Origin of the sequence: Campylobacter showae (assembly GCF_900699785.1) — a bacterium.
Lineage (GTDB): Bacteria > Campylobacterota > Campylobacteria > Campylobacterales > Campylobacteraceae > Campylobacter_A > Campylobacter_A showae_D.
This window is the reverse complement of record NZ_LR535679.1, coordinates 1,693,661-1,714,723: the sequence shown is the minus strand read 5'-3', so window position 1 is coordinate 1,714,723 and position 21,063 is coordinate 1,693,661. Positions and strand designations below refer to the sequence as shown.

General features: G+C 46.3%; 22 protein-coding genes. 5 read left to right on the top strand and 17 right to left on the bottom strand.

The annotated features are described in order from the left end of the window. Positions 1-101: 101 nt before the first annotated feature. The 3 genes from E4V70_RS08500 (at position 102) to E4V70_RS08490 (ending at position 2,719) form a co-directional block, all read left to right on the top strand. A complete protein-coding gene (locus E4V70_RS08500; protein ID WP_122862676.1) occupies positions 102-917 on the top strand; it encodes a DUF234 domain-containing protein in 816 nt (271 codons plus the stop codon). Further along, a complete protein-coding gene (locus E4V70_RS08495; protein ID WP_122862675.1) occupies positions 914-1,912 on the top strand; it encodes a sensor histidine kinase in 999 nt (332 codons plus the stop codon). The genes E4V70_RS08500 and E4V70_RS08495 overlap by 4 nt, the downstream gene beginning before the upstream one ends. A gap of 135 nt (positions 1,913-2,047) precedes the next feature. Next, positions 2,048-2,719, top strand: coding sequence for a cysteine hydrolase family protein (locus E4V70_RS08490; RefSeq protein WP_122862674.1), 672 nt, complete (start codon positions 2,048-2,050; stop codon positions 2,717-2,719). 78 nt (positions 2,720-2,797) lie between these two features. Here E4V70_RS08490 and E4V70_RS08485 read toward each other — a convergent pair whose 3' ends face one another. The 9 genes from E4V70_RS08485 to dnaE form a co-directional block, all read right to left on the bottom strand. Further along, complete coding sequence (locus E4V70_RS08485) at positions 2,798-3,448, bottom strand: NAD-dependent epimerase/dehydratase family protein (protein ID WP_122862673.1); 651 nt, start codon at positions 3,446-3,448, stop codon at positions 2,798-2,800. 110 nt (positions 3,449-3,558) lie between these two features. Then, positions 3,559-4,317, bottom strand: coding sequence for an SDR family NAD(P)-dependent oxidoreductase (locus tag E4V70_RS08480; RefSeq protein ID WP_122862672.1), 759 nt, complete (start codon positions 4,315-4,317; stop codon positions 3,559-3,561). Between the two features lie 110 nt (positions 4,318-4,427). After that, entirely contained in the window at positions 4,428-5,009 is a 582-nt protein-coding gene (locus tag E4V70_RS08475; RefSeq protein ID WP_122862671.1) for a flavin reductase family protein, read from the bottom strand. Positions 5,010-5,141: 132 nt separating this feature from the next. Continuing rightward, positions 5,142-5,924, bottom strand: a complete 783-nt coding sequence (locus E4V70_RS08470) for a tetratricopeptide repeat protein (protein WP_122862670.1) — start codon at positions 5,922-5,924, stop codon at positions 5,142-5,144. A gap of 122 nt (positions 5,925-6,046) precedes the next feature. After that, entirely contained in the window at positions 6,047-6,967 is a 921-nt protein-coding gene (locus tag E4V70_RS08465) for an ABC transporter substrate-binding protein (RefSeq protein ID WP_122862669.1), read from the bottom strand. A gap of 74 nt (positions 6,968-7,041) precedes the next feature. Further along, positions 7,042-7,734, bottom strand: a complete 693-nt coding sequence (locus E4V70_RS08460; protein ID WP_122862668.1) for an ABC transporter ATP-binding protein — start codon at positions 7,732-7,734, stop codon at positions 7,042-7,044. Further along, positions 7,731-8,480 (bottom strand): ABC transporter permease, encoded by a 750-nt coding sequence (locus E4V70_RS08455; RefSeq protein ID WP_122862667.1) that lies wholly within the window; start codon positions 8,478-8,480, stop codon positions 7,731-7,733. Before E4V70_RS08455 ends, E4V70_RS08460 begins: the two co-directional genes overlap by 4 nt. After that, positions 8,477-9,088 carry a hypothetical protein gene (locus tag E4V70_RS08450; protein WP_122862666.1) on the bottom strand — a complete coding sequence of 204 codons (612 nt, stop codon included), beginning with the start codon at positions 9,086-9,088 and terminating at the stop codon, positions 8,477-8,479. Before E4V70_RS08450 ends, E4V70_RS08455 begins: the two co-directional genes overlap by 4 nt. A 409-nt stretch (positions 9,089-9,497) precedes the next feature. After that, on the bottom strand, positions 9,498-13,478 hold the full coding sequence (dnaE, locus tag E4V70_RS08445; RefSeq protein WP_122862665.1) for a DNA polymerase III subunit alpha: 3,981 nt from the start codon (positions 13,476-13,478) through the stop codon (positions 9,498-9,500). Between the two features lie 359 nt (positions 13,479-13,837). Between dnaE and E4V70_RS08440 the strand changes: the two genes are divergently transcribed. Further along, on the top strand, positions 13,838-14,626 hold the full coding sequence (locus E4V70_RS08440; RefSeq protein WP_122862664.1) for a hypothetical protein: 789 nt from the start codon (positions 13,838-13,840) through the stop codon (positions 14,624-14,626). A gap of 53 nt (positions 14,627-14,679) precedes the next feature. Here the strand turns inward: E4V70_RS08440 and E4V70_RS08435 are convergent, their stop codons facing one another. The 3 genes from E4V70_RS08435 to E4V70_RS08425 all read right to left on the bottom strand — a co-directional run bounded on the left by E4V70_RS08435 (position 14,680) and on the right by E4V70_RS08425 (position 17,057). Then, positions 14,680-15,819 (bottom strand): glutamate--tRNA ligase family protein, encoded by a 1,140-nt coding sequence (locus E4V70_RS08435; protein WP_122862663.1) that lies wholly within the window; start codon positions 15,817-15,819, stop codon positions 14,680-14,682. Positions 15,820-15,890: 71 nt separating this feature from the next. Further along, positions 15,891-16,136 (bottom strand): RNA recognition motif domain-containing protein, encoded by a 246-nt coding sequence (locus E4V70_RS08430; RefSeq protein ID WP_002948394.1) that lies wholly within the window; start codon positions 16,134-16,136, stop codon positions 15,891-15,893. Positions 16,137-16,508: 372 nt separating this feature from the next. Then, entirely contained in the window at positions 16,509-17,057 is a 549-nt protein-coding gene (locus tag E4V70_RS08425) for a DJ-1 family glyoxalase III (RefSeq protein WP_122862662.1), read from the bottom strand. 89 nt (positions 17,058-17,146) lie between these two features. Here E4V70_RS08425 and E4V70_RS11135 point away from each other — a divergent pair, with 89 nt between their 5' ends. After that, complete coding sequence (locus E4V70_RS11135) at positions 17,147-17,398, top strand: SelT/SelW/SelH family (seleno)protein (RefSeq protein WP_269472428.1); 252 nt, start codon at positions 17,147-17,149, stop codon at positions 17,396-17,398. A 15-nt stretch (positions 17,399-17,413) separates the two neighbouring features. Here E4V70_RS11135 and E4V70_RS08415 read toward each other — a convergent pair whose 3' ends face one another. From E4V70_RS08415 to E4V70_RS08395, 5 genes are all read right to left on the bottom strand, one after another. Then, a complete protein-coding gene (locus E4V70_RS08415) occupies positions 17,414-18,040 on the bottom strand; it encodes a DUF4304 domain-containing protein (RefSeq protein ID WP_122862661.1) in 627 nt (208 codons plus the stop codon). An 18-nt stretch (positions 18,041-18,058) separates the two neighbouring features. Continuing rightward, on the bottom strand, positions 18,059-18,625 hold the full coding sequence (gene efp, locus E4V70_RS08410) for an elongation factor P (RefSeq protein WP_002948377.1): 567 nt from the start codon (positions 18,623-18,625) through the stop codon (positions 18,059-18,061). 110 nt (positions 18,626-18,735) lie between these two features. Beyond that, complete coding sequence (locus E4V70_RS08405; RefSeq protein ID WP_122862660.1) at positions 18,736-18,957, bottom strand: hypothetical protein; 222 nt, start codon at positions 18,955-18,957, stop codon at positions 18,736-18,738. Between the two features lie 43 nt (positions 18,958-19,000). Next, the gene (gene serA / locus E4V70_RS08400; protein WP_122862659.1) at positions 19,001-20,578 is read right to left on the bottom strand and encodes a phosphoglycerate dehydrogenase; all 1,578 of its coding nucleotides are present in this window, start codon (positions 20,576-20,578) and stop codon (positions 19,001-19,003) included. Next, the gene (locus tag E4V70_RS08395; protein WP_122862658.1) at positions 20,575-21,060 is read right to left on the bottom strand and encodes a hypothetical protein; all 486 of its coding nucleotides are present in this window, start codon (positions 21,058-21,060) and stop codon (positions 20,575-20,577) included. The genes serA and E4V70_RS08395 overlap by 4 nt, the downstream gene beginning before the upstream one ends. Positions 21,061-21,063: the final 3 nt, after the last annotated feature.

The following is a 21,063-nucleotide window of genomic DNA, read 5'->3' as shown; positions in this document are numbered from 1 at the left end:
AAAAAAGAGATTATAACCAAAGTTGTGCTAAAATGGGCTAAAAAGGAGCGAAAATCTACGCCTTAAAATCAAGCTACGCGCGCTTTAAGCACCTTGATATCTTGCAGCTTATTTACTTTCATCTAGTCTTTGACGCGCTAAAATTTGAGGCGAGTTATTACGATATTTTCGAGGCGATAGAAAAAGAAATTTTAGATAAATTTGAAGATCTGTCGCTCAAATTTAGCTTTGACGCGCCTTTTGAAAACGAGCTTAAATTTGCCCTTTGCAAGCTTGCTAAAAACGACCGCAAAAAATACGCTCTAAATAAATTTCTGCCCCGCCCTCTCATCCTAAAAATTTACGCCGCCGCGATCAACTCGGGCGTGGTTAGCATCGAAAAGACGCTAGAAAAACCGCGCGTAAAAAGCAAATATCAAAAAGCCAAAAAACTGCCCGAGCGCGATAAGGCGCAGGATAAAGTGGTCTTTAACGACAATTTTACTAGGTTTTGGTTTTATTTCATCGAGCCAAATTTAGCCCTTTTAAAAAACGGCGAAAAGGCCGCACTGATGGAGATTATTAGACGAGAGTTCGACTCGTACGCGGGCTTTGGCTTTGAGCTGCTTTGCCGCGAGCTTTTGGCATTTAGACTAGGTGCCCAGCCCGTGCGGGTGCGGAGTTTGTGGGCGAAAAATATCGAGATAGACATATTTTTGAGCCTAGACGGACGTATCATCGTCGGAGAAGCTAAATTTAAAGAGCATAAAATTTGCAAAAACGTGGTAAATTTACTACTTAAAAAATGCGAGCGGCTAGGCTTTGAGCCCGATGCCGTCGCGCTATTTTCCAAAAGCGGCTTTAGCAACGAAGTAAGCCGCCTAAAAAACGACCGAATTTTACTTTTTGATTTAGAAAATTTCGAGGAGCTTTTATGACCCAGATCGACAAAACCAGCGTCCAAGACGGACTAAAAAGCCTGATCGAGCAGACCTATCTGATAGAGCGCGAGTATAAAAACCTAACCGCGTCCTATGCGAGTTTGCAAGGCTTCATCAAAGATATTGTGGAAATTTTGCCCAATGCGATCTGGGTTTTGGACGAGGCGGGCGAGATATTTTTACAAAACTCGGAAGCCCTAAAACTCGGGCAAATTTTAAAATTTATCCCGCAAGATGAGGGCGAAATAAACGCCGCGGGGCAAATTTATCTCATCAAAATCGCCCAAAAAGAGGGCAAAAAAATCATCTCCGCAACCGACATAACGACCGAAAAACGCACCGAGCGCCTAGCCTCGATGGGTCAGGTCGCGGCCCACCTAGCCCACGAGATACGCAACCCCGTGGGCTCAATCTCGCTGCTAGCCTCCACGCTGATAAAAAAGGCTGACGAGCGCGCTCGCCCCGTAGTCGAGCAGATGCAAAAGGCGATCTGGCGCGTCGAGCGCATCATCAAGGCCACCTTGCTTTTTACCAAAGGCCTAACGATAAACGCGCGCGAATTTAACCTAGCAGAGCTAAAAAGCGAGTGCGAAGCGGCGATAGAGTGCTACACCTACGGCAAGGAGATCAAATTTAGTCTAAATTTCCCCGACCTGCTCTATGTGGGCGACCGCGATCTGCTCGCGATGGTGTTTCAAAATATGCTGTTTAACGCGATCGATGCAGTCGAGGAAAACGAGGACGACGAGGGCTGGGTGCGCGTGGACTACGAGCGGCGCGAGGGCGAGCATAAATTTGCCGTGACCGATAGCGGCGCGCCGATCAAAAACCAAGCCATGGTCTTTGAGCCCTTTAAAACGAGCAAACTAAAGGGCAACGGCCTTGGGCTGCACCTGTGCCTGCAGATCGTCCAGGCGCACGGCGGCAGTATCGAGATCGAGCTTGAGCCAAAGAGCTTTTGCGTAAATTTGCCCGCAAAGGCGCGCGGCTAGGCGGCAAATTTGATGAAATTTAATGCTCTAGGCGGAGTTTAAATTTGAACGCTAAATTTAGGGCGGCTCGCGGTTTGAAATTTGCTTCGGCTAGCCGAACAACGAACGTAAAAACAATCAAAACAAGGAGAGAAAATGAAATTTGACGCGAAAATTTTAGAGGATTTAGCAGTGTGGTTTGAGGAGCTAAAGGAGATTAAATTTAGCGAACTTTTAGCGGGCGGCGCGGCAAACACTGCATTTATCAGCGTGGATATGATAGAGGGATTTTGTAGCATGGGGCCGCTAGCTAGCCCGCGAGTGGGCGCGATTGCGGACGGCGTGGCGCGGACTTTTAGCGCGGCTTATGCGGCGGGCGCTAGAAATCTCGTGCTGCTCGAGGATAGCCACGAGGCAAACTGCGCAGAGTTTGACGCATTTCCGCCCCACGCTATCAAAGGCACCGAGGGTGCAAAGACGATACCGCAGCTGCGCAAACTGCCGTTTTTTGACGAGATAAAAATCTTTCGTAAAAACTCCCTGAGTGCGGCTTACTGCACCGAATTTAACGCATTTATCGCGCAAAATCCGCACATAGATACCTTCGTAGTGCTCGGCGACTGCACCGATCTGTGCGTCTATCAGCTAGTCTCGCACCTAAAGCTTAGCGCAAACGAGGCAAACGTCAGGCGCAAAGTCCTAGTACCGGCAAGCCTCGTCGCCACCTACGACGCGCCGGGACACGAGGGAGACTTTTATCACGCGATGTTTTTGCGGCATATGCAAACGGGTCTTGGCGCGCAGGTCGTGCGAGGGATTAAATTTTAGCGCCGATTTTGCGGGTGGAGCGGCTAGTAAATTTAGACTACTATCGGGGTCAAATTTGAGCTAAAGCGCGAAATTTGACTACTTGTCGTGCGTTTGCAGAAATTCCCTCGGATGATAAATTTGCACCCCCTTAGCCTCCGTCTGCGCGGCGGCGATGACGGCAGCCGCGATATCTTTTGCGCTCATCGGGCGGTAATTAGTTAAGATAAATTTTGGCAAAAGCCCAAACAGCCAAATCGTAAAGAGCTCGCCCATACGCACCTGCTCGCGCTCGCTTTTTATCGCAGGTAGCCGCGCTATTTGCAAGCTTTTAAAACCCAGCGCGGCGATTTTTTTCTCTACCTTGCCTTTTGCGCGCAGATAAAAAAATCTCGACCGCTCGTTTGCGCCCTGCGACGAGATGAGCGCAAAACGGCGCGCACCTGATGCGATGCCCCATTTTGCGATATTTGCGGGGTAGCTCACGTCCACTTTATAAAACTGCCCGCGGCTGCCGGCTTGCTTCATCGTCGTGCCAAGCGCGCAAAATATCTCGTCTACCTCGCGCGGCCGCATATCTTTGATGTCGTCAAAATTTATGATTTGCGTCTCTAGCTTTTCGTGGCTAAAATTTAGCTCCCTGCGTGCCCAAACGATGATTTTGTCGTAGTTTTCATTTTCGCAAAGCCCGCGCACGATCTCGCGTCCGACCGCTCCCGTAGCTCCCGCGACCAAAGCCATTTTACCCATTTTCGTTCCTTAAATTTCTTTAAATTTTAACGCGCTTTGCAGTCAAATTTAGCTCAGGCGCTGCGTTACTCAAATTTTACGGCTCGTCGCGCGACGCGTAATGCATAAATTTAGCGTTTGCCCGCGTAGTCAAATCGCGGAGCCCCCAAGCCAAACTCGAAGTTGTTTCGATTCACCGCGCCCACGCACGCGTCGCTGTCATAAAGCGCAAGCAGAAATTCCGCCATCTCCTCGCTCGAGTGATAGCGCTTAAAAGCCGCGTCGTAGTCGTAGCCCGCGTCATCCGTCGCCACGGGACCGAACTCCGTCCTAGTCGCGGCGGGCGCTAGAACTTTAGCCTGCATTTTAGCCTCTTTATCCTGCGCTAGCTCTCGGTGCAAGCCCTCCGTAAAGGCGCTTACGAAAAACTTACTCGCGCAGTAGGTGACGGCGTTTGGCACTATGCTGTAGCCGCCTGCGGAGGAGATATTGATGAGCTGAGTGGGTTTATACTTGTAATCGCGCACGAAGAGGTGGCTTAGCAGCGTGAGCGAGATGATGTTGAGCTGTAGCATCTGCGAGATTTTGTCGAGATCGCGCTCGCCGACCGCGCCGTAATCTCCAAAACCCGCATTATTTATGAGCGCCTTTAGCTCGTAGCTTTTTAGCTCGTCCCAAAGCGCTAGGACGTTTTCGCTGCGCGCAAGGTCGCAAATTTTAATCACGACGTCTGATTTGGGCGTGATCTGCGCGATCTCGTCCTTTAAGTTTTGCAGAAGCTCCGCTCTGCGCGCGATTAGGATCAAATTTTCTCCGCGCCTAGCAAACGCCTTTGCCGTAGCAGCTCCGATACCAGAACTTGCACCCGTGATGACGATATATTTTTTCATTTTCTATCCTTTTTTAGATTCTTTGGCTTGAAATTTTACTGAAGCTCGCCGCGTATTTACGCGTGCGCTCGTCTTAAATTTACAAATTTGCCGGCATTTTGCAAGGCGGTTTACTCGCCGCTTATGGGCGTGCGCTTGGTATCTATCGCTTTGCCGTCCAGATAATACCGACCGCCGGCGACGTAGTGAAGCGTCTTTAGCTCGTCAGGGATTTTTTCAAACAGCCAGTGCCCGCCGTCAAAGACCCTCTCATCCGCATACGCCGCGACGACCTCGCCGATGAAAAGATCATAACTCTGCTCGTTATGAGGCTCGGGGATGCGCTTGCAAACTAGCCATGCGGCGCAGCCCGCGATCAGCGGTACGCGGGAGTCATCTTTATAAAAAATTTCCACGTTTTTCATCTTATCCGCGTTATCAAAGCGCGAGTTGTTTTCGGCGCCCAGCTCGCTAACCAGCTCCGCCTGCGCGGCCGTGGGGATCTGCACGGCGAAATACCCGCTCTTTTCGATGAGCGTCCGCGTGTACGAGCCGTTATGCGGCACGATGGTAACCTTGTCGTAGTCGAGCGCCTGTGCCCACGTTATCGCCATCGCATTGACGTCGCCATCGTATTTGGCCGATACGAGCGTGGTCGCGCCCGGATTTAGGATGCGGTATGATTTTTGTAGATCTACTTTTATGATCGCCATTTTTGCTCCTTTGACCTGGTTTTGTTAAATTTTAGGCCGTCTTGACGGGCGCTTTTAAATTTGACTTCAAATTTACCCTCACCTCGCCGGGCCGCCCTATCTCAAACCCAAAAACCGCAAATTTAACTAAATTTACCGCGCCTTTTCGCAGTGTTCTCCGTACGGCACCAGCTCGCAAAGGCGCGCGTATAGCCGCTTCACCTCAGCCTCGCCGGAGATCTCGCGTAGCTCTTTTTCGTGGTATTTAGCTAGCATGATGCAGCCTGCGAGCATATCCGTTTCGTGGCAGCTTCTAACAAGCGCTTTTATCGCCTCCTCTGCCCCGTAAGGCATCGCCATCGTGCCGAATCTAAAACATCGCCAAGCATCCATCTCGCACGCCTTGCGCATATAGCCCACGGCCTGCTGCGGCGCGCTGCTACCGATCGCTAGCCCCAGATGCTCGCAGCCTAGCGCCGAACCCTTTTGGCATGCTGTTTCGTAGAGCTTTTTCGCGCGTTTTTCGTCCTTGCCGGGCGCGCCGTCAGCCTCAAGGCTCTTGCCGTACTGCACGCAAGCATCCTGATAGCCGCTATCGCAAGCCGGGCTCAAAATCTCCCTTGCGGCGATAAAATCTTTGTTGTTTATGTACATTTCGCCCGCCGCCGCGCACGCGTCAAATTTGCCATCCTTGCACGCGGCGAGTAAAATTTGCATCGCTTCGCGGATGTCTTTTTCGTTTTGCTTTTTAGCCTGTTTTTGGTAAAACAAAATTACGCGCTTGCAAGCTCTCGCGTCCTTTTGGGCGCAGGATTTTTTGAGCTCCTCGTACCTCGCGCTTAAAAACGCCTCTTTTTCGGGGCTGAGTTCGCCTTTTTTGGGCTCTCCGGCCACAGCCGCGATAGCAAAAAGTATCAACACGATCAAATTTTTCATTTTATACCTTAAATTTATTTTCTTAGCGCCTTTGCGAGGCTAATGCCCATTATTATAATTAAAATTTGCAGCCTTTTACAAGGTGTTGAGGATAATTTAAAGGGCAAATTTGCCCTTTAAATTTAGTTTAGTAGAAGTGATTTTATATCTATTTTTTGCTCGATCATCTTGCTTTCAAGCATAAATTCTTGCGTAGCTTCAAGGGCTTTTATATCATCAGCAGTGATCTTTGAGCTAAAGTCGTACTGAGGATACATGCTCTTTACCGCCTCTATGCTTAGCCCAGTCTCCTCGGCCGTAAATTTAAGTGCCTCGTCCTCGTTCGCCTTGATGTAGTCTAAAATTTCGTCCTGAGCCTTTTTAAATTTCTCAACTACATCTTTGTGCTTTTTATAAAACTCTCCGCTTGTTGCCGTGACGATGACTGGAGTGATGAGGCCTTTGCCGGTTGTCACTACATTTAGGCCTGATTTTTGAGCGTTATAAGCAGCAGGTCCTGCAAGAAGCGCTGCATCGACGCTGCCGTTTTCAACTGCGGCTTGCGCAGCCGGGATGCCCATAGAGATGAACTCTACGTCATTTATGCTAAGCCCTCCAAGCGCTAGGTATCTAACCAAAAGCTCGTTTAAGATCGTGCCCTTTGGACCTGCTACTTTTTTACCTTTTAGATCTTTTGGCGACTTTATGTTTTGGTCCTTAGAAAATATCACAAATGCCTCTGGCGCCCTTGAATAGGCGCTTATGATCTTTATGTCAGCCTTATTTGCAGCTGCAAGTATAACCGAAGTGCCGCCCACGCAGTTTAGAAACTGGAGCGAATTTGAAGCGAGCGCTTGCGTTTGTTTAGCACCCGAGGTGATCTCGGAGTACTCGACCGGCACGCCAAAAGACTTCGCGTAAAAGCCTTTAAATTTATCGACGATCGATGGGACGTTTAGCGGCGATTTGACGTAGGTCATACCGATCTTATCTAAGCCTTCGCTTGCGTTTGCGACTAGACAAAACAAAGAGGCCGCACATAAAACCTTGAAAAACTTTCTCATATTTGCTCCTTTAAAATTTTTCAAGAATTATATAATTTTTTGCTTCATTTTAGTTTTAGTTATCATTTTTTATTCTAAATTTCACTCAAAATTTTGCGTTTTACGGCTATTAGCTCCTCACTTAGCAGATCTCTTGGCCTTGCTAAATTTGATAGGTCGTAGTTTGATTTTATCCCGCCCTTTTCAAGTAAGATGATCTCATCGGCCAAAAATAGCGCCTCATCGATGTTGTGAGTGACGAAAAGGATGGTTTTGCCGGCTTGTATTTTTAAAATTTCAGCCTGCATGCTAGCCCTCGTAAATGCATCAAGCGCAGCAAACGGCTCGTCCATAAGGATCAAATTTGCCTCGTACGCAAGCACTCTAGCAAGCGAAACACGCGAGCTCATGCCGCCGGATAGCTGTGAAACTGCGGCAAATTTAAAGTCGCTAAGTCCTATCATAGATATCAGACTATCGATCTTTGTAGCCTCTATCTCATGCTTTTTAAGCGCAAATACGATGTTTTCATAGACGTTTAAAAACGGCATAAGACGGGGCTCTTGAAAGACAAAGCCGATCTTTGCCTGCCCTTTAAATTTTATCTCGCCAAGGCTTACGCTCTCAAGGCCGGCGATGAGGCGTAAAAGCGTGGTTTTGCCGCATCCGCTTCTGCCGAGTATGACGGTGATCTTGTCTTTTTTTATGCTTAAGCTTAGTTCTCTCAAAACGTCGATACGCTTCTCACCGATATAAAAATGCTTGGATAAATTTGAAATTTCTATCATTTATCGCCTCGCAAAAGGCTAAATTTCGCTATCAAAAGCAAAAAGAGCCTATCTATGAGCACGCCGCAAATGCCGATCGTAAAAATGCCTACAAATATCCTATCCGCACGCGAAAGCTCCTCTGCGTCAAGTATGAGATAGCCCAGCCCGCTTGAAGCCGCTATCATTTCAGCTCCTATGATCGCGCGCATGGCGTAACCAAAGCCTATTCGCATGCCGACAAAGATATCTTTTAGCGCGCTTTTTAGGATGATCTTGTAAAAAATTTCAAATTTACTAAAGCCAAAAATTTTACCGACCTCGATGAGCTTTACGTCGCAGCTCGTTAGCCCTTTTTGAATACTTAAAAACATCGGGAAAAATGAGGCTAGGATGATAATAATAATCTTTGGCGTCTCGTTTATACCAAACCAAAGCACCAAAATAGCTATCAAACTGAGCGGCGGGATGTTTCTAAAAAACTCTAGTATCCACTCGTAATAAACGCTGATCTTTGGCAAAAGCGCAGCTATACCGCCAAGCACGAGCGCTAGGGCAAAAGAAAGAGCATATCCTACAAATATGCGCTTAAAGCTGATAATGGTATGCGTAGCAAGCTCGCCGCTTAGGCTCATGCTATACATCGTCTTTATCGTAGCTAGCGGACTTGGCAAGATATACGGCGTGAAAATTTCTAGCTCGCAAACGACCTGCCAGAGGGCGAAGATCGCTAAGATCAAAATGCTCTTTTTGAAAATTTCCCTCACAGCCCATCTCCGTTGTGACAGCCGTTTTCGCAGTATAAAAGCTCGATGATCCGGTAGTTTTTAAGCTCGCTAAATTTATATGAAAGGGCATTTTCTATCTTTTCTTTGCTATCAAGGCTTAAGGTTTTTGCGCCCAAATTTGCGAAAAATCCCGGCGGTATCGGACTTTGCTCGATACTACGCATCTTTAAATTTATAGCGTTTTGCTCCCTAAAGCTTTTCCATGTCAAAAATGTGGTTCGCTCTAAATTTAGCCTCCTGCCAAGCTCGGCCAACTCCTCGCAGGGCGTCGTCGCGTAAAGCCACTCGTCCTCTTTTAGCTTTGAGCTAAGCTCTATGGCGCTTTCTATTAAAATGGGGTTTAAATTTGAGATAAAAGCGGCCTGCTCTTTGAAATTTGCCCTGATGAAATTTACAGCCCTCGGACAGCGACTATCAAAGATGAGCTCGCTTTGCGCAAGGCCATTTTTGTATGCGTTTTTTACGCTTTGGGCGTGGTCCTTTTCGCACTCTACTACGCTAAAACCTTTATCTTGCAAAATTTCTTTAAGCGCCGCAAAGTCGTAGATGTTTTTTACAACAGGATTTAGCCAAACCAGTTTTTTCATAAGAGCTCCCGTCAAATTTAAAGACAAAATGTAATAATTGAAATCAGAATTGTATCATTTGAAAGCAAAAAGACGGCTTTGGAAGCCAAATTTATAAGAAAACGGCTAGACTTTTACGCCCGGCTTTGCTTTTTCTGCGATTTACCCACGAGTCTTAGTATGCTTTTTCAAGCCCCATTAGCTCTTTTGGCACGCTTTCTCGGATGTTTTCTTTAAATTTAAGCCCAAAGCTTGCCGATAAATCAGTCAAATTTGACTAATCTTGCGTCGTTAAATTTGAATTCACAAAGCACTCGCGAGACAAGCCGCTTTTAAATTTTACGACGGGAGCTACCGCGCGGGTAATGACCGAGCTAAATTTAAAAGCAGCGAAATATAAACCAAAAAGACGAGCCGTAAATCCTCAAATCTAAACGGCTTGCCTTAAGCCTAGCGCCCTTTCCTCAAACCCCTCTCCCACGATAAACTCCGTCGTATAAACCAGCGCGCGGCCTTCCTGCGCGTCCTTGATACGGATGATCAGGCGCTTGTTGTTTTTATTGGCTGCGGCGCGGTGTTCGCCGATAGCGGCGCGGTAAATTTGCGTGATGATATCCTTGCCCGTTTCGTCCAAATTTAGCTCTAACACGAGATCCTCAAGCTCTCTTTTGCCTCTGCTTTCGCTAGATGCCTGGCCGTTTTGGTAGCTAGCGCCGCTACTTTCTTTGCGCTGTCTAAAGCTTCTGCTTTGAAAATTCATATCGCGCGCGTCCTCTAGGCTCACGACGTCGATTAGATTTATGCGAGCGCCCTGATCGTCGCGGCTGTAGCGCACTTTAAATGCTAGCGGAGCGTCCTTTTGCTCCTCGCTTAGGCTCTCGATGAGCCCCTTTTCGGAGTCAAACGCCGCGACCTTAAACGTACCAAAAAGATCCATGACGCTTAGCATCATAAACTCTTTGCCGCTCTTTTTGCTCGTGATGCTGGCGACCTCTCTGATCTTGCCGACGACTAGGATCTCGCTCGTTTTATCTATCTTGCCGAAGTCCTTGCTAGGCGTGTGTTTTATCTGCTCGATTTGCTCTTTGTATTTTTCGAGCGGATGCGAAAAGTCCATGCCCATAGCCTCGTCAAGAGTCAAAATTTTATCCAAATTTATACGCATGAACTGCCCGTCTTTGGAGTAGCGAACCTTAAACGCATGCGGTAGATCGCGCTCGTCCGCGCTCATCGACTCGACCGCGCCAAGGCCTCTGTCAAAGACCGCGATCTCGACCGTACCGTGGAAATCCAGAATCTCTATAGTGCCCATTTTTTTGCCGTTTTTCTTGCTGATCCTAGTCGTGAGATCCTCGATCTTGCCCACTAACAGCATCTCGCCGTTTTCGGGCAGCTCGTCAAATTTATCGCTTAGCGTGTAGTTTATCTTTGAGATTTGCTCGCGGTACTCGTCTAGCGGGTGGCCAGAGAGATAGATACCCACGCTTTCTAGTTCAAATTTGAGCTTGGTTTTTAGCTCGAGCTCGGAGTCGTCGCGCACGAGACTAGTTTTAACCGTCGCCATACTCTCGTCGTCGCCAAATAGACTCTCGGCAGCATTTTTCTTGATAGTCGCGGCGTTTTTGCACGCTTCTACGATGTTATCTAGGTTGTTTAGCATCATCTTACGCGTTAGGCCGAAGCTATCAAAAGAGCCCGATTTTATCAGGCTTTCAAAGACTTTTTTATTTACCTTAAAGTTATCCACGCGCGAGACGAAATCGTCGATATCCTTAAACTCGCCTTTGGTCTGCTCCTCTAAGATATTTTCGATCGCCGCGCCTCCGACGCCCTTTATAGCACCTAGGCCGTAGATGATGGCGTCCTTGCCGCCTTCGCTAACGACTGAAAATTCTTTGGCAGATTTGTTGACCGACGGCGGCAGGATAGCGATATCTAGACGCTTGCACTCGTCGATGTAGCGCGAAATCTTATCGGCGTTGCTCTCCTCGCTCGTGATTAAAGCCGCCATAAATTCGGCCGGATAATAAGTCTTTAGATACGCCGTCTGAAAGGTCACGTAGGTGTATGCCGCGGCATGTGATTTGTTAAATCCGTACGAAGCAAAGTGCAAAATAAGCTCAAACAGCTCGTCGGCCTTTTTGCCGTCTAGCCCCTGCGCCTCGGCCCCCTCGATAAATTTACCCTTTAGCCTATCCATCTCCTCTTTTATCTTTTTTCCCATCGCACGGCGCACGAGATCAGCGCCTCCTAACGAAAAGCCGCCGATAGTCTGCACGATTTGCATAACCTGCTCTTGATAGACGATGACGCCGTATGTGGGCTCTAAGATCGGCTCAAGCTCGGGAAAAATGTACGTGATAGGCTCCAGGCCGTGTTTGCGCTTGATGAAATCAGGGATAAGATCCATCGGACCCGGGCGGTAAAGCGAGATCATCGCGATGATATCTTCAAAGCAGTCGGGGCGCATATCGGCTCCGACTTTTTGCATGCCTTCGCTCTCTATCTGAAACAGTCCCAGCGTCTGACCGCTGCTGATCGTCTCGTAAGTTTTAGGGTCGTTTTTATTGACCTGCTCCCAGATGATCTCTTTGCCAAATCTCTTTTTTACGAGCTTGACTGCATTATCGATCACGGTTAGCGTCTTTAATCCCAGGAAGTCGAATTTGATTAAGTCCACGTCCTCTAGATACTTTAGGCTATACTGCGTGACGAAGTGATCCTCCTCGGCGTTTGGCTGGCGGAAAAGCGGGGTTTTGTTCCACAGCTCCTCGTTTGAGATGACCACGCCTGCGGCATGCATGCCGGCGTTTCGGTTTAGGCCCTCTAGATCAAGGGCGAATTTCCAAATTCTATTTGCATTTGAGTTGGTCGCTATCAGCTCCCCGATCTTTGGCTCTTTTTCAAAGGCTTGTTCCAGCGTGATGCCTAGCTCGTCGGGTATGAGCTTAGCCATCGCGTCGGCCTCGGCGTACGGCATATCGCATACGCGCGCGACGTCTCGGATGACGCCCTTTGCCAGCAGCTTACCGAAGGTTATAACCTGCGCGACGTTAAATTTACCGTATTTTTCGATGACGTAGTCGATGATCTCGCCGCGGCGGTTTTGACAAAAGTCCACGTCGATATCGGGCATGCTCACGCGCTCGGGGTTCAAAAAACGCTCAAAAAGCAGGTTATACGGCAGCGGATCAAGGTCGGTGATCTTTAGACAATATGCGACCAGGCTTCCTGCCGCCGAGCCGCGTCCCGGGCCTACCGGCACGCCGCGCTTTTTAGCTTCGTTGATAAAGTCCCAAACGATCATCATATAGCCCGGGAAGTTCATCTTATTTATGATATCTATCTCGCGCTGCAAACGGGTGCGGTACTCCTCGTGACGCTGGGCGGGGACGAATTTAAGCCTATCCTCTAACCCCTGCCTGCACTCGTGCTCAAACAGCACACTGTCGTTTGGTATGCTGTAGCGTTTATCAGGCTCGGGCAGGCTCAAATTTCGCTCGGCTGCGTACTCGAGCGTAAATTTAAAATTTGGCGGCGTCGCGTCGCCTAGTTTGATCGCAAGGTCGCATTTATCGACGATTTCTTGCGTATTTGTGACGGCTTCGGGGATATCGGCAAAAAGCTCGCTCATCTGCGCCGGCGTCTTGACGTAAAACTCATGCACGCTGTGGCGCAGGCGGTTTGGATCGTCGAGCAGTTTGTTCATCGCGATACACATGAAAACCTCGTGCGCGTCGGCTCTTTGCTTAAACGTATAGTGCGTGTCGTTGGTTGCGATTACCTTGATATTTAGCTCTTTTGCTAGGCGCAGGATTTCGTCGTCGATCCTGCGCTGATCGCCAATGCCGTGGCGCATGATCTCTAGGTAAAAATCATCGCCAAACACATCCTTGTACCACAGCGCGGCTTCCTTCGCCGCCTCATATCCGCCCGCACCGAAACGCAAATTTCGCTCGCTTTGGTTGAGGTTCCAGTTCACCTCGCCTTGCAGGCATGCTGAGGAGCAGATGATGCCCTCGCTGTGCTCTTTTAGCATCTTTTTGTTGATACGCGGATAATAATAAAACCCCTCGATATAGCTCATGGAGCTTAGATACATCAGGTTTTTGTAGCCGATTTCGTTTTTGGCGATGAGGCAGAGGTGGAAGCGCTGCTTGGTGCTTTTATCTCCCAGCTCCTCGCCGTTGTGGATGTAGGCTTCGATACCGATTAGCGGCTTTATGCCTTCGTTTTTCATCGTTTTATAAAAGTCTATAGCGCCAAACATATTGCCGTGGTCAGTGATGGCTGCGGCTTTGACACCTTGTTTTTTTAGCGTTTTGGCTAGCTCTTTGATACGGTTGGCTCCGTCTAGCAGCGAGTACTCCGTGTGCAGGTGCAGGTGCGTAAAATCTGTAAAATCGCTCATTTTTCGTCCTTTTTAATGCTTTTGATTTTACAGAAACTTTGCTTTTAGGCGGATAAATTCGGCCCGGCTAAAATTTAAGCAAGCGCTGAAAATAGGCTATTTGGGCGGATTTTTGGCAAAATTTGAGCCGGAAATTTTTATAAAATGTCGGCTAGGCTTTGCCGTCAAATTTTAACCCGAATTTGACGCTCGGATTTTTGGGCCGGCGGCGTAAAATTTGCAGTCGGCGACGCGTATTTGATCTAAATTTACGACTCAAAATTCGGCTTAAATTTGAGCGGCAAATTTGACGCAATCTCGCAACCGGATGTAAATTTTGCTAAAATTCGGGTAAATTTAGCAGTCAACGGGAGTAAAATTTGAATACAACAAACGAACAAGACTCAAATTTAAACGGCGACTTTCAAAACTCAAATTTGGCAAATTCGGACTCGGACAAATTTGCGAGGGATTACGATAAGGAGCCGATAATTCTCAAAAACTACGAGAGGTTTTTTGTTGCAAATTTACTTCCGTTTTGTATTTTCGCAACGGTCGTTATAATGCTCGGACTTGATTATTTTTGGCCTGAATTTGACAAAACGCCTCGTCAGATTTTAGTAAATAACATTATTTTGGGATACTTTATAGTGCAAGGGCTGCTATATATCATCATCTCGTATTACGTTTGCGTGATAAAAAATAGGTTTGAGGTGAAATTTACCTCAAATTTTATTTGCTTTTACAAAAATGATAAAATCGAAAGAAAATTAGCATCCTGCGATCTAAATTTATCTAAGAGTTTTTGGCTGATGCCGTCTTCGCGCATTATAGAGATTATTTTTATACTCATGTGTATTTTGGTTTTGTGCATAGGCCTTTGGTATTTTATTGTTATTCCTATTGCGCTTAATATTTTATTTAAGCTATTTTTTTATATCGTTTTTTGCGGTAGATTAAAGGGATTTTCAATATTTTCAGCAATTGTGATTAACAGCTTGCCCCAAAGCGATCAACAGCTTCAATATTCCGGCTACTTAGCTGGGCTAGTAGCAAACAAAAACTATCTTTTATATATAATCGATAAGAAAGCTTATATAGAAGTAAAGGAGTATTTTGAACAAAAAAGCAATATCGAAATAGATGAAATCAAAAAATATTATTTCTAGTGGACCATTTTTAAGCCAGATACTTCATATCGTCAAATTTATCGTTTCAAATTTTATCGGCTAAATTTCTCTTTAAACATCTCAAGTAAATTTGACAAAGTGTCACATTTTGACGCGTCAAGGCCGAGCTTAAGGGCGGCAAATTTATAGTGGATTTTGGCACCGTCCGTTACGCTCACCGCAGGTGCGCGCGAGCTTTTGGATAGCTTTTTGCCGCCCTGCACTAGCAAGCCGTGATGGATGAAATTTGCGTTTTCAAAACCGTAGCCCAAAATTTGCGCCGCGTATTTTTGCGCCGCCGAGCACGCGAGCAGATCCTCGCCTCGCACGAGCAAATTTACGCCCAGCATCTCGTCGTCCACGAGGCTAGCGAGATTATACGCTGGCGTGTCGTCCTTTTTCCAAACGACGAAATCGCCCAAAATTTGCGCCAAATTTACGCTTTGAGTTTGCGCGAATTTTTCCGTTTCAAACGCCGATTCGTCTATCAAATTTAAGCCGTCCGAATTTGCCGAATTTAAAATGCGTTCTTCTAAATTTTCTACCGCGTTTAGGTTAAATTTCTTATCGCCCGGTTTGCCTCCGCCAAAGCCGCGCAAGTTTGTCAAATTTTTTAAACCGTTTGCCGCGCCGTCTTGCGCTTTTTGCTCATTACTCCAAAGCCCGCCCGCCATGCTCGCCTCCGCGCCAAAGCCGCACCCCAAAGCGTCAAAATTTATCAAATTTTGCCGGACATTAATTTGTAAATCGTCAGGGATGCGAAGCCGCATAGCCGTTTCGTCTTTTTTAAATTTAAGATTTTTCTCCGCGCAAACCCGCGCGTAAATGCCGTTTTTAAACGAGCTTTTTATCGAATGCGAGCACTCGCAAGCGTAGCAAACGCCTTTTTGCTCAAGCGTTTTTAACGCATTTTTGTAGGCGCCGAGGCGAAATTTGGAGCTAAATTTACTCTCAAATTCCCCCACTCCGCCAGGTCCTCCATCAAAATCAATGCCCAACATATCAAGCACGCGAAAGATGTTTTCCACGTATTGCCTGCGGTAGCGCGGCAAGTCATAGTCGTCGATCCTTAAGTACAAAATCCCATCAAAAGCGCGAGTAAAAAGATAGGTCAGCAAGAAGTTGTAAACGTTGCCCGCGTGTAAAAAGCCGCTTGGCGTCGGAGCGATACGAGAGGTGATTTTTTGGTTCATTTGGAGTGAAATTTGGTTAAAAAGCTTAAATTTAAAAATTAGTTAAAAGCCGTCAGATTTGACGGCCAGGATTATTCTTTAGGTTTAGATTCGTTTACTCTTAGAGCTCTGCCGCCTACTTCCTTGTTGTTTAGCGCTTCGATCGCTTTTAGCGCGTCTGCGTCGTTTTCTATCTCGACGAATCCAAATCCCTTTGAGCGATTCGTGTCGCGATCTTTGACGATTTTCGCGCGTTTTACTTCGCCAAACGGCGCAAATGTATCCTTAAGCTCTGCCTCAGTCATGCGATATGACAAGTTACCGACGTAAATATTCACAGTAACGTTTCCTTAAATCAAATTCCCGATAAAATCGGTTAATAGATGATACCTGAATTTAAATAAAAAAGCTAGATAAAAATTGATATTTTTATAATTTTTTGTAAATTTAAACCTCAGCTGGCGTTTTTGGAAATTTATTTTTTATTCGAAGGTTTGGTGTTGCGTAAAATTTGAAGTAAATTTAAGGCAGGTTTGGCACGGAACACCAACCAATCGGCGCAAATAAATTTAAACTAAAGCGCGGACTTGTCGGCAATTTTTATAATTTCACAGCCGCAAATTTGATATTTGCAGCCTTAATAAAATTTAAGCCGCGCCTTCGCCAAAAACAAAGCACGCGGCCTTGATCAAATTTAACGTCTTAAATTGTTATTTGACAAATAAAAGTCCGTTTTTCACTTCGTTATAAACTTGCTCGCCATTTAAAATTTTAACCAGCTCCAAAGCAAACTCCATCGCGGTGGCGGGGCCTTTTGAGGTGATGATATTTCCGCTTTGCACGACGTTTTTATCGCTTACGTACGTTCCGCCCTCGACGCTAGCCTCGCAGCTAGGATAGCAGGTGTACTCGCCGCTCATCACCTCGGCCACCCCAAGAGCTATCGGCGCGGCGCAAATGGCAGCGACGAATTTGCCTTTTTTAGCAAACTTTTTGATCGTCTCTCTCATTTTTAGATTACCGGAGATATTTGTGACGCCCGTATAACCGCCCGGCAAAACCAACATATCGTACTCCTCGACTTCGAGGTCATAAAGCGTCATATCGCAGACAAATTTAACTCCGTGAGCACCCGTGATAGGTAGCTTGTCAAGCCCGACTACATGGGCCTCCACGCCGCCTCGTCTAAGCACGTCCACGATACTAACGCCCTCTATCTCCTCAAACCCGTCGGCAAAAATCACGGCAACTTTTTTCATAATTTTCTCCTTAAATTTTTTGATAATTATACTGCTATTTGTTAAATTTACGCTATAATCGGCTCACTTTAAATTCGAAAGGAAGGAAAATGGAAGTAAAGATTACATATTGCAATTCTTGAAACTATAGACCGGTAGCTTCTCGTGTAGAAGAAGAATTTTTAAGTCAAATCCCAGGCGCTAATATTAGCAAAATCGTCGGTAGCGGCGGAAACTTCATAGTTGAAGTAAGCGGAAAAGTAGTCTTTTCTAAAAAAGATCTCATCGGTACGGACGTAAACGCCCTGCCAAATCACGAAGAGATCGTTGCTTTGGTCGATAGCGTTAAAAAATCAGCCTAAAGTCTAAGCCGAGGCTTAGGCCTTGGCTTTTATTTCTTCAAATTTTATCTCATTTTTTTCGTATTTTTTAAGCAACCCGTTTATGCGTCTCTCAAAAATTTTCCATCTAGCTTCATTTCCGTATTTTTCAAACAAATTTAATGCTTGACGATTCAAAATTTCTTGTTCATTCTTTGTGAGTAAATATTCAAAAAGCTGATCAACCACAGCTAGGCCGTTTCGCTCTAACATTAAATCAATCAAATTTCGTTCGGTTTTTACCGCATCAAAAAATCTAAATACCTCTCTTAAATCGCTCGTTAAATTTTCACAAAGTGCTGCCGTGTCGGTATTTTCGTTGATTTCATAGTAAGGTGTTTTAGAGTCTATGATAGATGAAATTCTATCCCTAAAATGGCATTCGTATTCTTTGGGTTTTAAGATGAATTCTTTGCGGGTTGCGGCGTCTATAAACGCACCGTAAATGCCGCAGTTTACGTAAAATCTAGTTTCAAATGCGGTATTGCCGCTACTTTTTTGAAAATTTACGACGTATATAAATTTGGGAGTATTTTTGTAGAAATTTAGCCCGTTTTTGGTAAAGCCGTTATCTTTAAATAGCGGCTTTACTTGGGCCATGAGCTCGTCAAATTTTGCTTTCATCAAATTTGACGACTGCGGTTATTTATTTGCGCGCTCGATGTATTCGCCGCGGACGGTATCTACGCGGATGACCTCGCCCTCAAGCACGTGGAAAGGTATCTGCACGACCGCACCGCTCTCAAGCGTAGCAGGCTTTTTACCGCCCTGAGTGTCGCCTTTAAAATTCGGCGGAGTCTCGACGATCTTTAGCTCGACGACTTGCGGCACTTCTACGCCGATAGCCTTGCCGTTGTGAAACAAAATCTCAACCATCATGCCATCTATCATCCATTTTTTGACATCACCCACGTCCTCGTCGCTGATTGCCACTTGCTCGTAGGTCGCAGTGTCCATAAACTGACAGAACTCGCCGTCGTCGTAAAGATACTGCATCTCTTTTTCTTCCAAATTTGGCTGATCGCATTTGTCGCCTGCATGGAACGTTTTTTCAAGCACTTTGCCATCGATGAAAGATTTGATTTTCGCGCGAACGAAAGCCGCACCCTTGCCCGGTTTTACGTGCTGATACTCGACGACTTTATACGGAACGCCGTCTAGCTCGATCTTTAGTCCTTTTTTTAGGTCGCCCATAGAATAGGTTGCCATTTTTTCTCCTTGTAGTTTTAAAGGGTGATTATATCAAAAAAGCTTTTAGTTTAGTTTAAGAAGCGGCGAGGCGGCAAATTTGACCGCGCCCGCCGAAGCAAACCTCAAATTTAAGGCTTAAATTTGAACTCGCCTTTTTCCTTGCTTCGCTCGGACTGCGAGTGGATTTCCCTCTTCATCTGCTCGCTTACGCTAGGATCGTCTTTTTGAATCTTTTGAAATTTCTTTTTTTCGGTCAAAATTTTCTCGAAATTTTTCGTAGTTTGCTTTTGCACCTCGCTCTCGCAACCCGTAAGCAAAAGCAAAATCGGAATAAAAAGTAAAAATTTCATACTCAAACCCTCCTTGAATTTAAGCCCGAATTAGGGTTTAAATTTAGACAACTGCGTATTTTGCCCATACGCAAACGTCAAGATCGTTTAGCTTAGCCAGCGTCTCTTTGGTTATCTTTTCGTCGACCAACACGACCGCGAGCGCCATACCGTGATCGTCGCGTCCTAGGCGGAAGTCGGCGATATTGATCTTTTCTTCTGCGAGGATAGACGAAATTTTAGCGATAACGCCCGGAACGTCGTTGTTTTTAAAGATAATCATCTTGCCTTTAGGCTTAAAGTCTGTTTTAAAGCCGTTTATCGTCACGATGCGTTGCTGATTTTCGCCAAATACCGTTCCGCCGATCGTCACGACGTCGTTTTCGGTCGTTATGCGAACGGTGATTTTATTTTTGAAAATACTATTGCCGCCGACGCTACTCTCCGTCGTTATGCCCTTTTCGTCGCACAAAAATTTGGCGTTTACGTAGTTTATCGTATCGCCCAAGCTCTCTTTTAAAGCGCCGACGATCGCAAAGGTAAGCATAGAGTTAGCGTACTCGCTGATAGGGCCGTGCGTCTCGATACGGATAGCTTTGATAGCTTTTTTGTTGATCTGCGCGGCAAGGAAAGCCATCTTGCTCGTAAGCTCGATATAAGGCTCTACGAAAGGCGGCAGGTCTTCCGTTTTTATCGGTAAATTTAGCGCGCTAGGATAGCTGATGCCGCGAGCCGCCGAGATAGCCTGCTCGGCTGCGGCGATAGCGATATTGGCTTGCGACTCCAGCGTATTTGCGCCAAGATGCGGCGTGACGCTGACGTTATTTAGCTCGAGCAACGGATGATCCGTCGCCGGCTCTTTCTCAAATACGTCGATACCAGCAAACGCTATCTTGCCGCTTTTTAGGCCGTTATACAGCGCCTCTTCGTTGTAAAGGCCGCCGCGAGCGCAGTTTATTAGGCGCACGCCGTCCTTCATCTTTGCGATCTCCGCCTCGCCGATCATATTTACTGTTTCTTTGTTTTTCGGAGTGTGTATAGTGATAAAATCGCATGCAAGGATATCGTCGAAATTTCGCGTATAAACGCCGCCCATATCGGTTACTTTCGACGGATCAATATACGGATCGTAAGCAACGATTTGCATACCGAAAGCCGCAGCCCTAGTAGCCACGCGAGAGCCGATGTTACCAAAGCCGATGACGCCTAGAGTCTTGTTAAAAAGCTCGACGCCGTACCACTTCTCGCGTTTCCAAATTCGGTCGATTTTTAGATCGTTGTGAGCGTACGGAAACGAGCGGGCGGCGGCTAGCATATGAACCATCGTTAGCTCTACCGCGGCGATCGTGTTTGCCGTAGGGACGTTCATCGCGATTATGCCGCGTTTTGAGCAACCGTCGATATCCACGTTATCGACGCCAACGCCCGCGCGCACGAGAGCTTTTAGATTTTTAGCCGCATTTAAAAACGCCTCGCCGACCTCGGTCGAACTTCGCGTGATGGCCACGTCAGCCTCGCCTAAAATCTCCAAAAGCTTGTCTTTAGGCATATTTACCGCATCGATTACTTTTATATCCTCTTCGCGATTTAAAATTTCAAAGCCGACTTTATGTATTGCGTCGCACACTATTATTGTTTTCATAGCTTGATCTCCTTGAAGGTTGAGCGTATATCATACGCTTTAAGTTCGTTTATAACGCGGTCTAAAACGCCGTTATCTTGCGTGTTGATGTAAATTAAATTTTGTGAATTTTCTTTTACTACGCTAAAATCTACGGGTATGTTTTTTAATGTTTGAGTAAGGCAAAACATCGAATAGATATCGTTTTTATCAATCATTAGCTGATAAGCCGTTTTTATGACGGCTTTTGACTCGTCTTTAAATTCTACATATATCTCGTTGCTTGCCAGGGCATATTTTTTAGGAGCCAAATTTGCCATTTTGCCGACCCAAGAAGCTGGGTTGCCGGACAAATTTTGCTCCTCGTTATTTTGCGATATCTTTAGCTTCGCAGGCGCGGGCGCTTTTAAATTTACATCCGCATACTTATACAGCAAAGCGCCGCATATACAGACGAAAATCAGTATAAAAGCCATCGCGCCCCAGAGCAGATATCGCTTCATTTA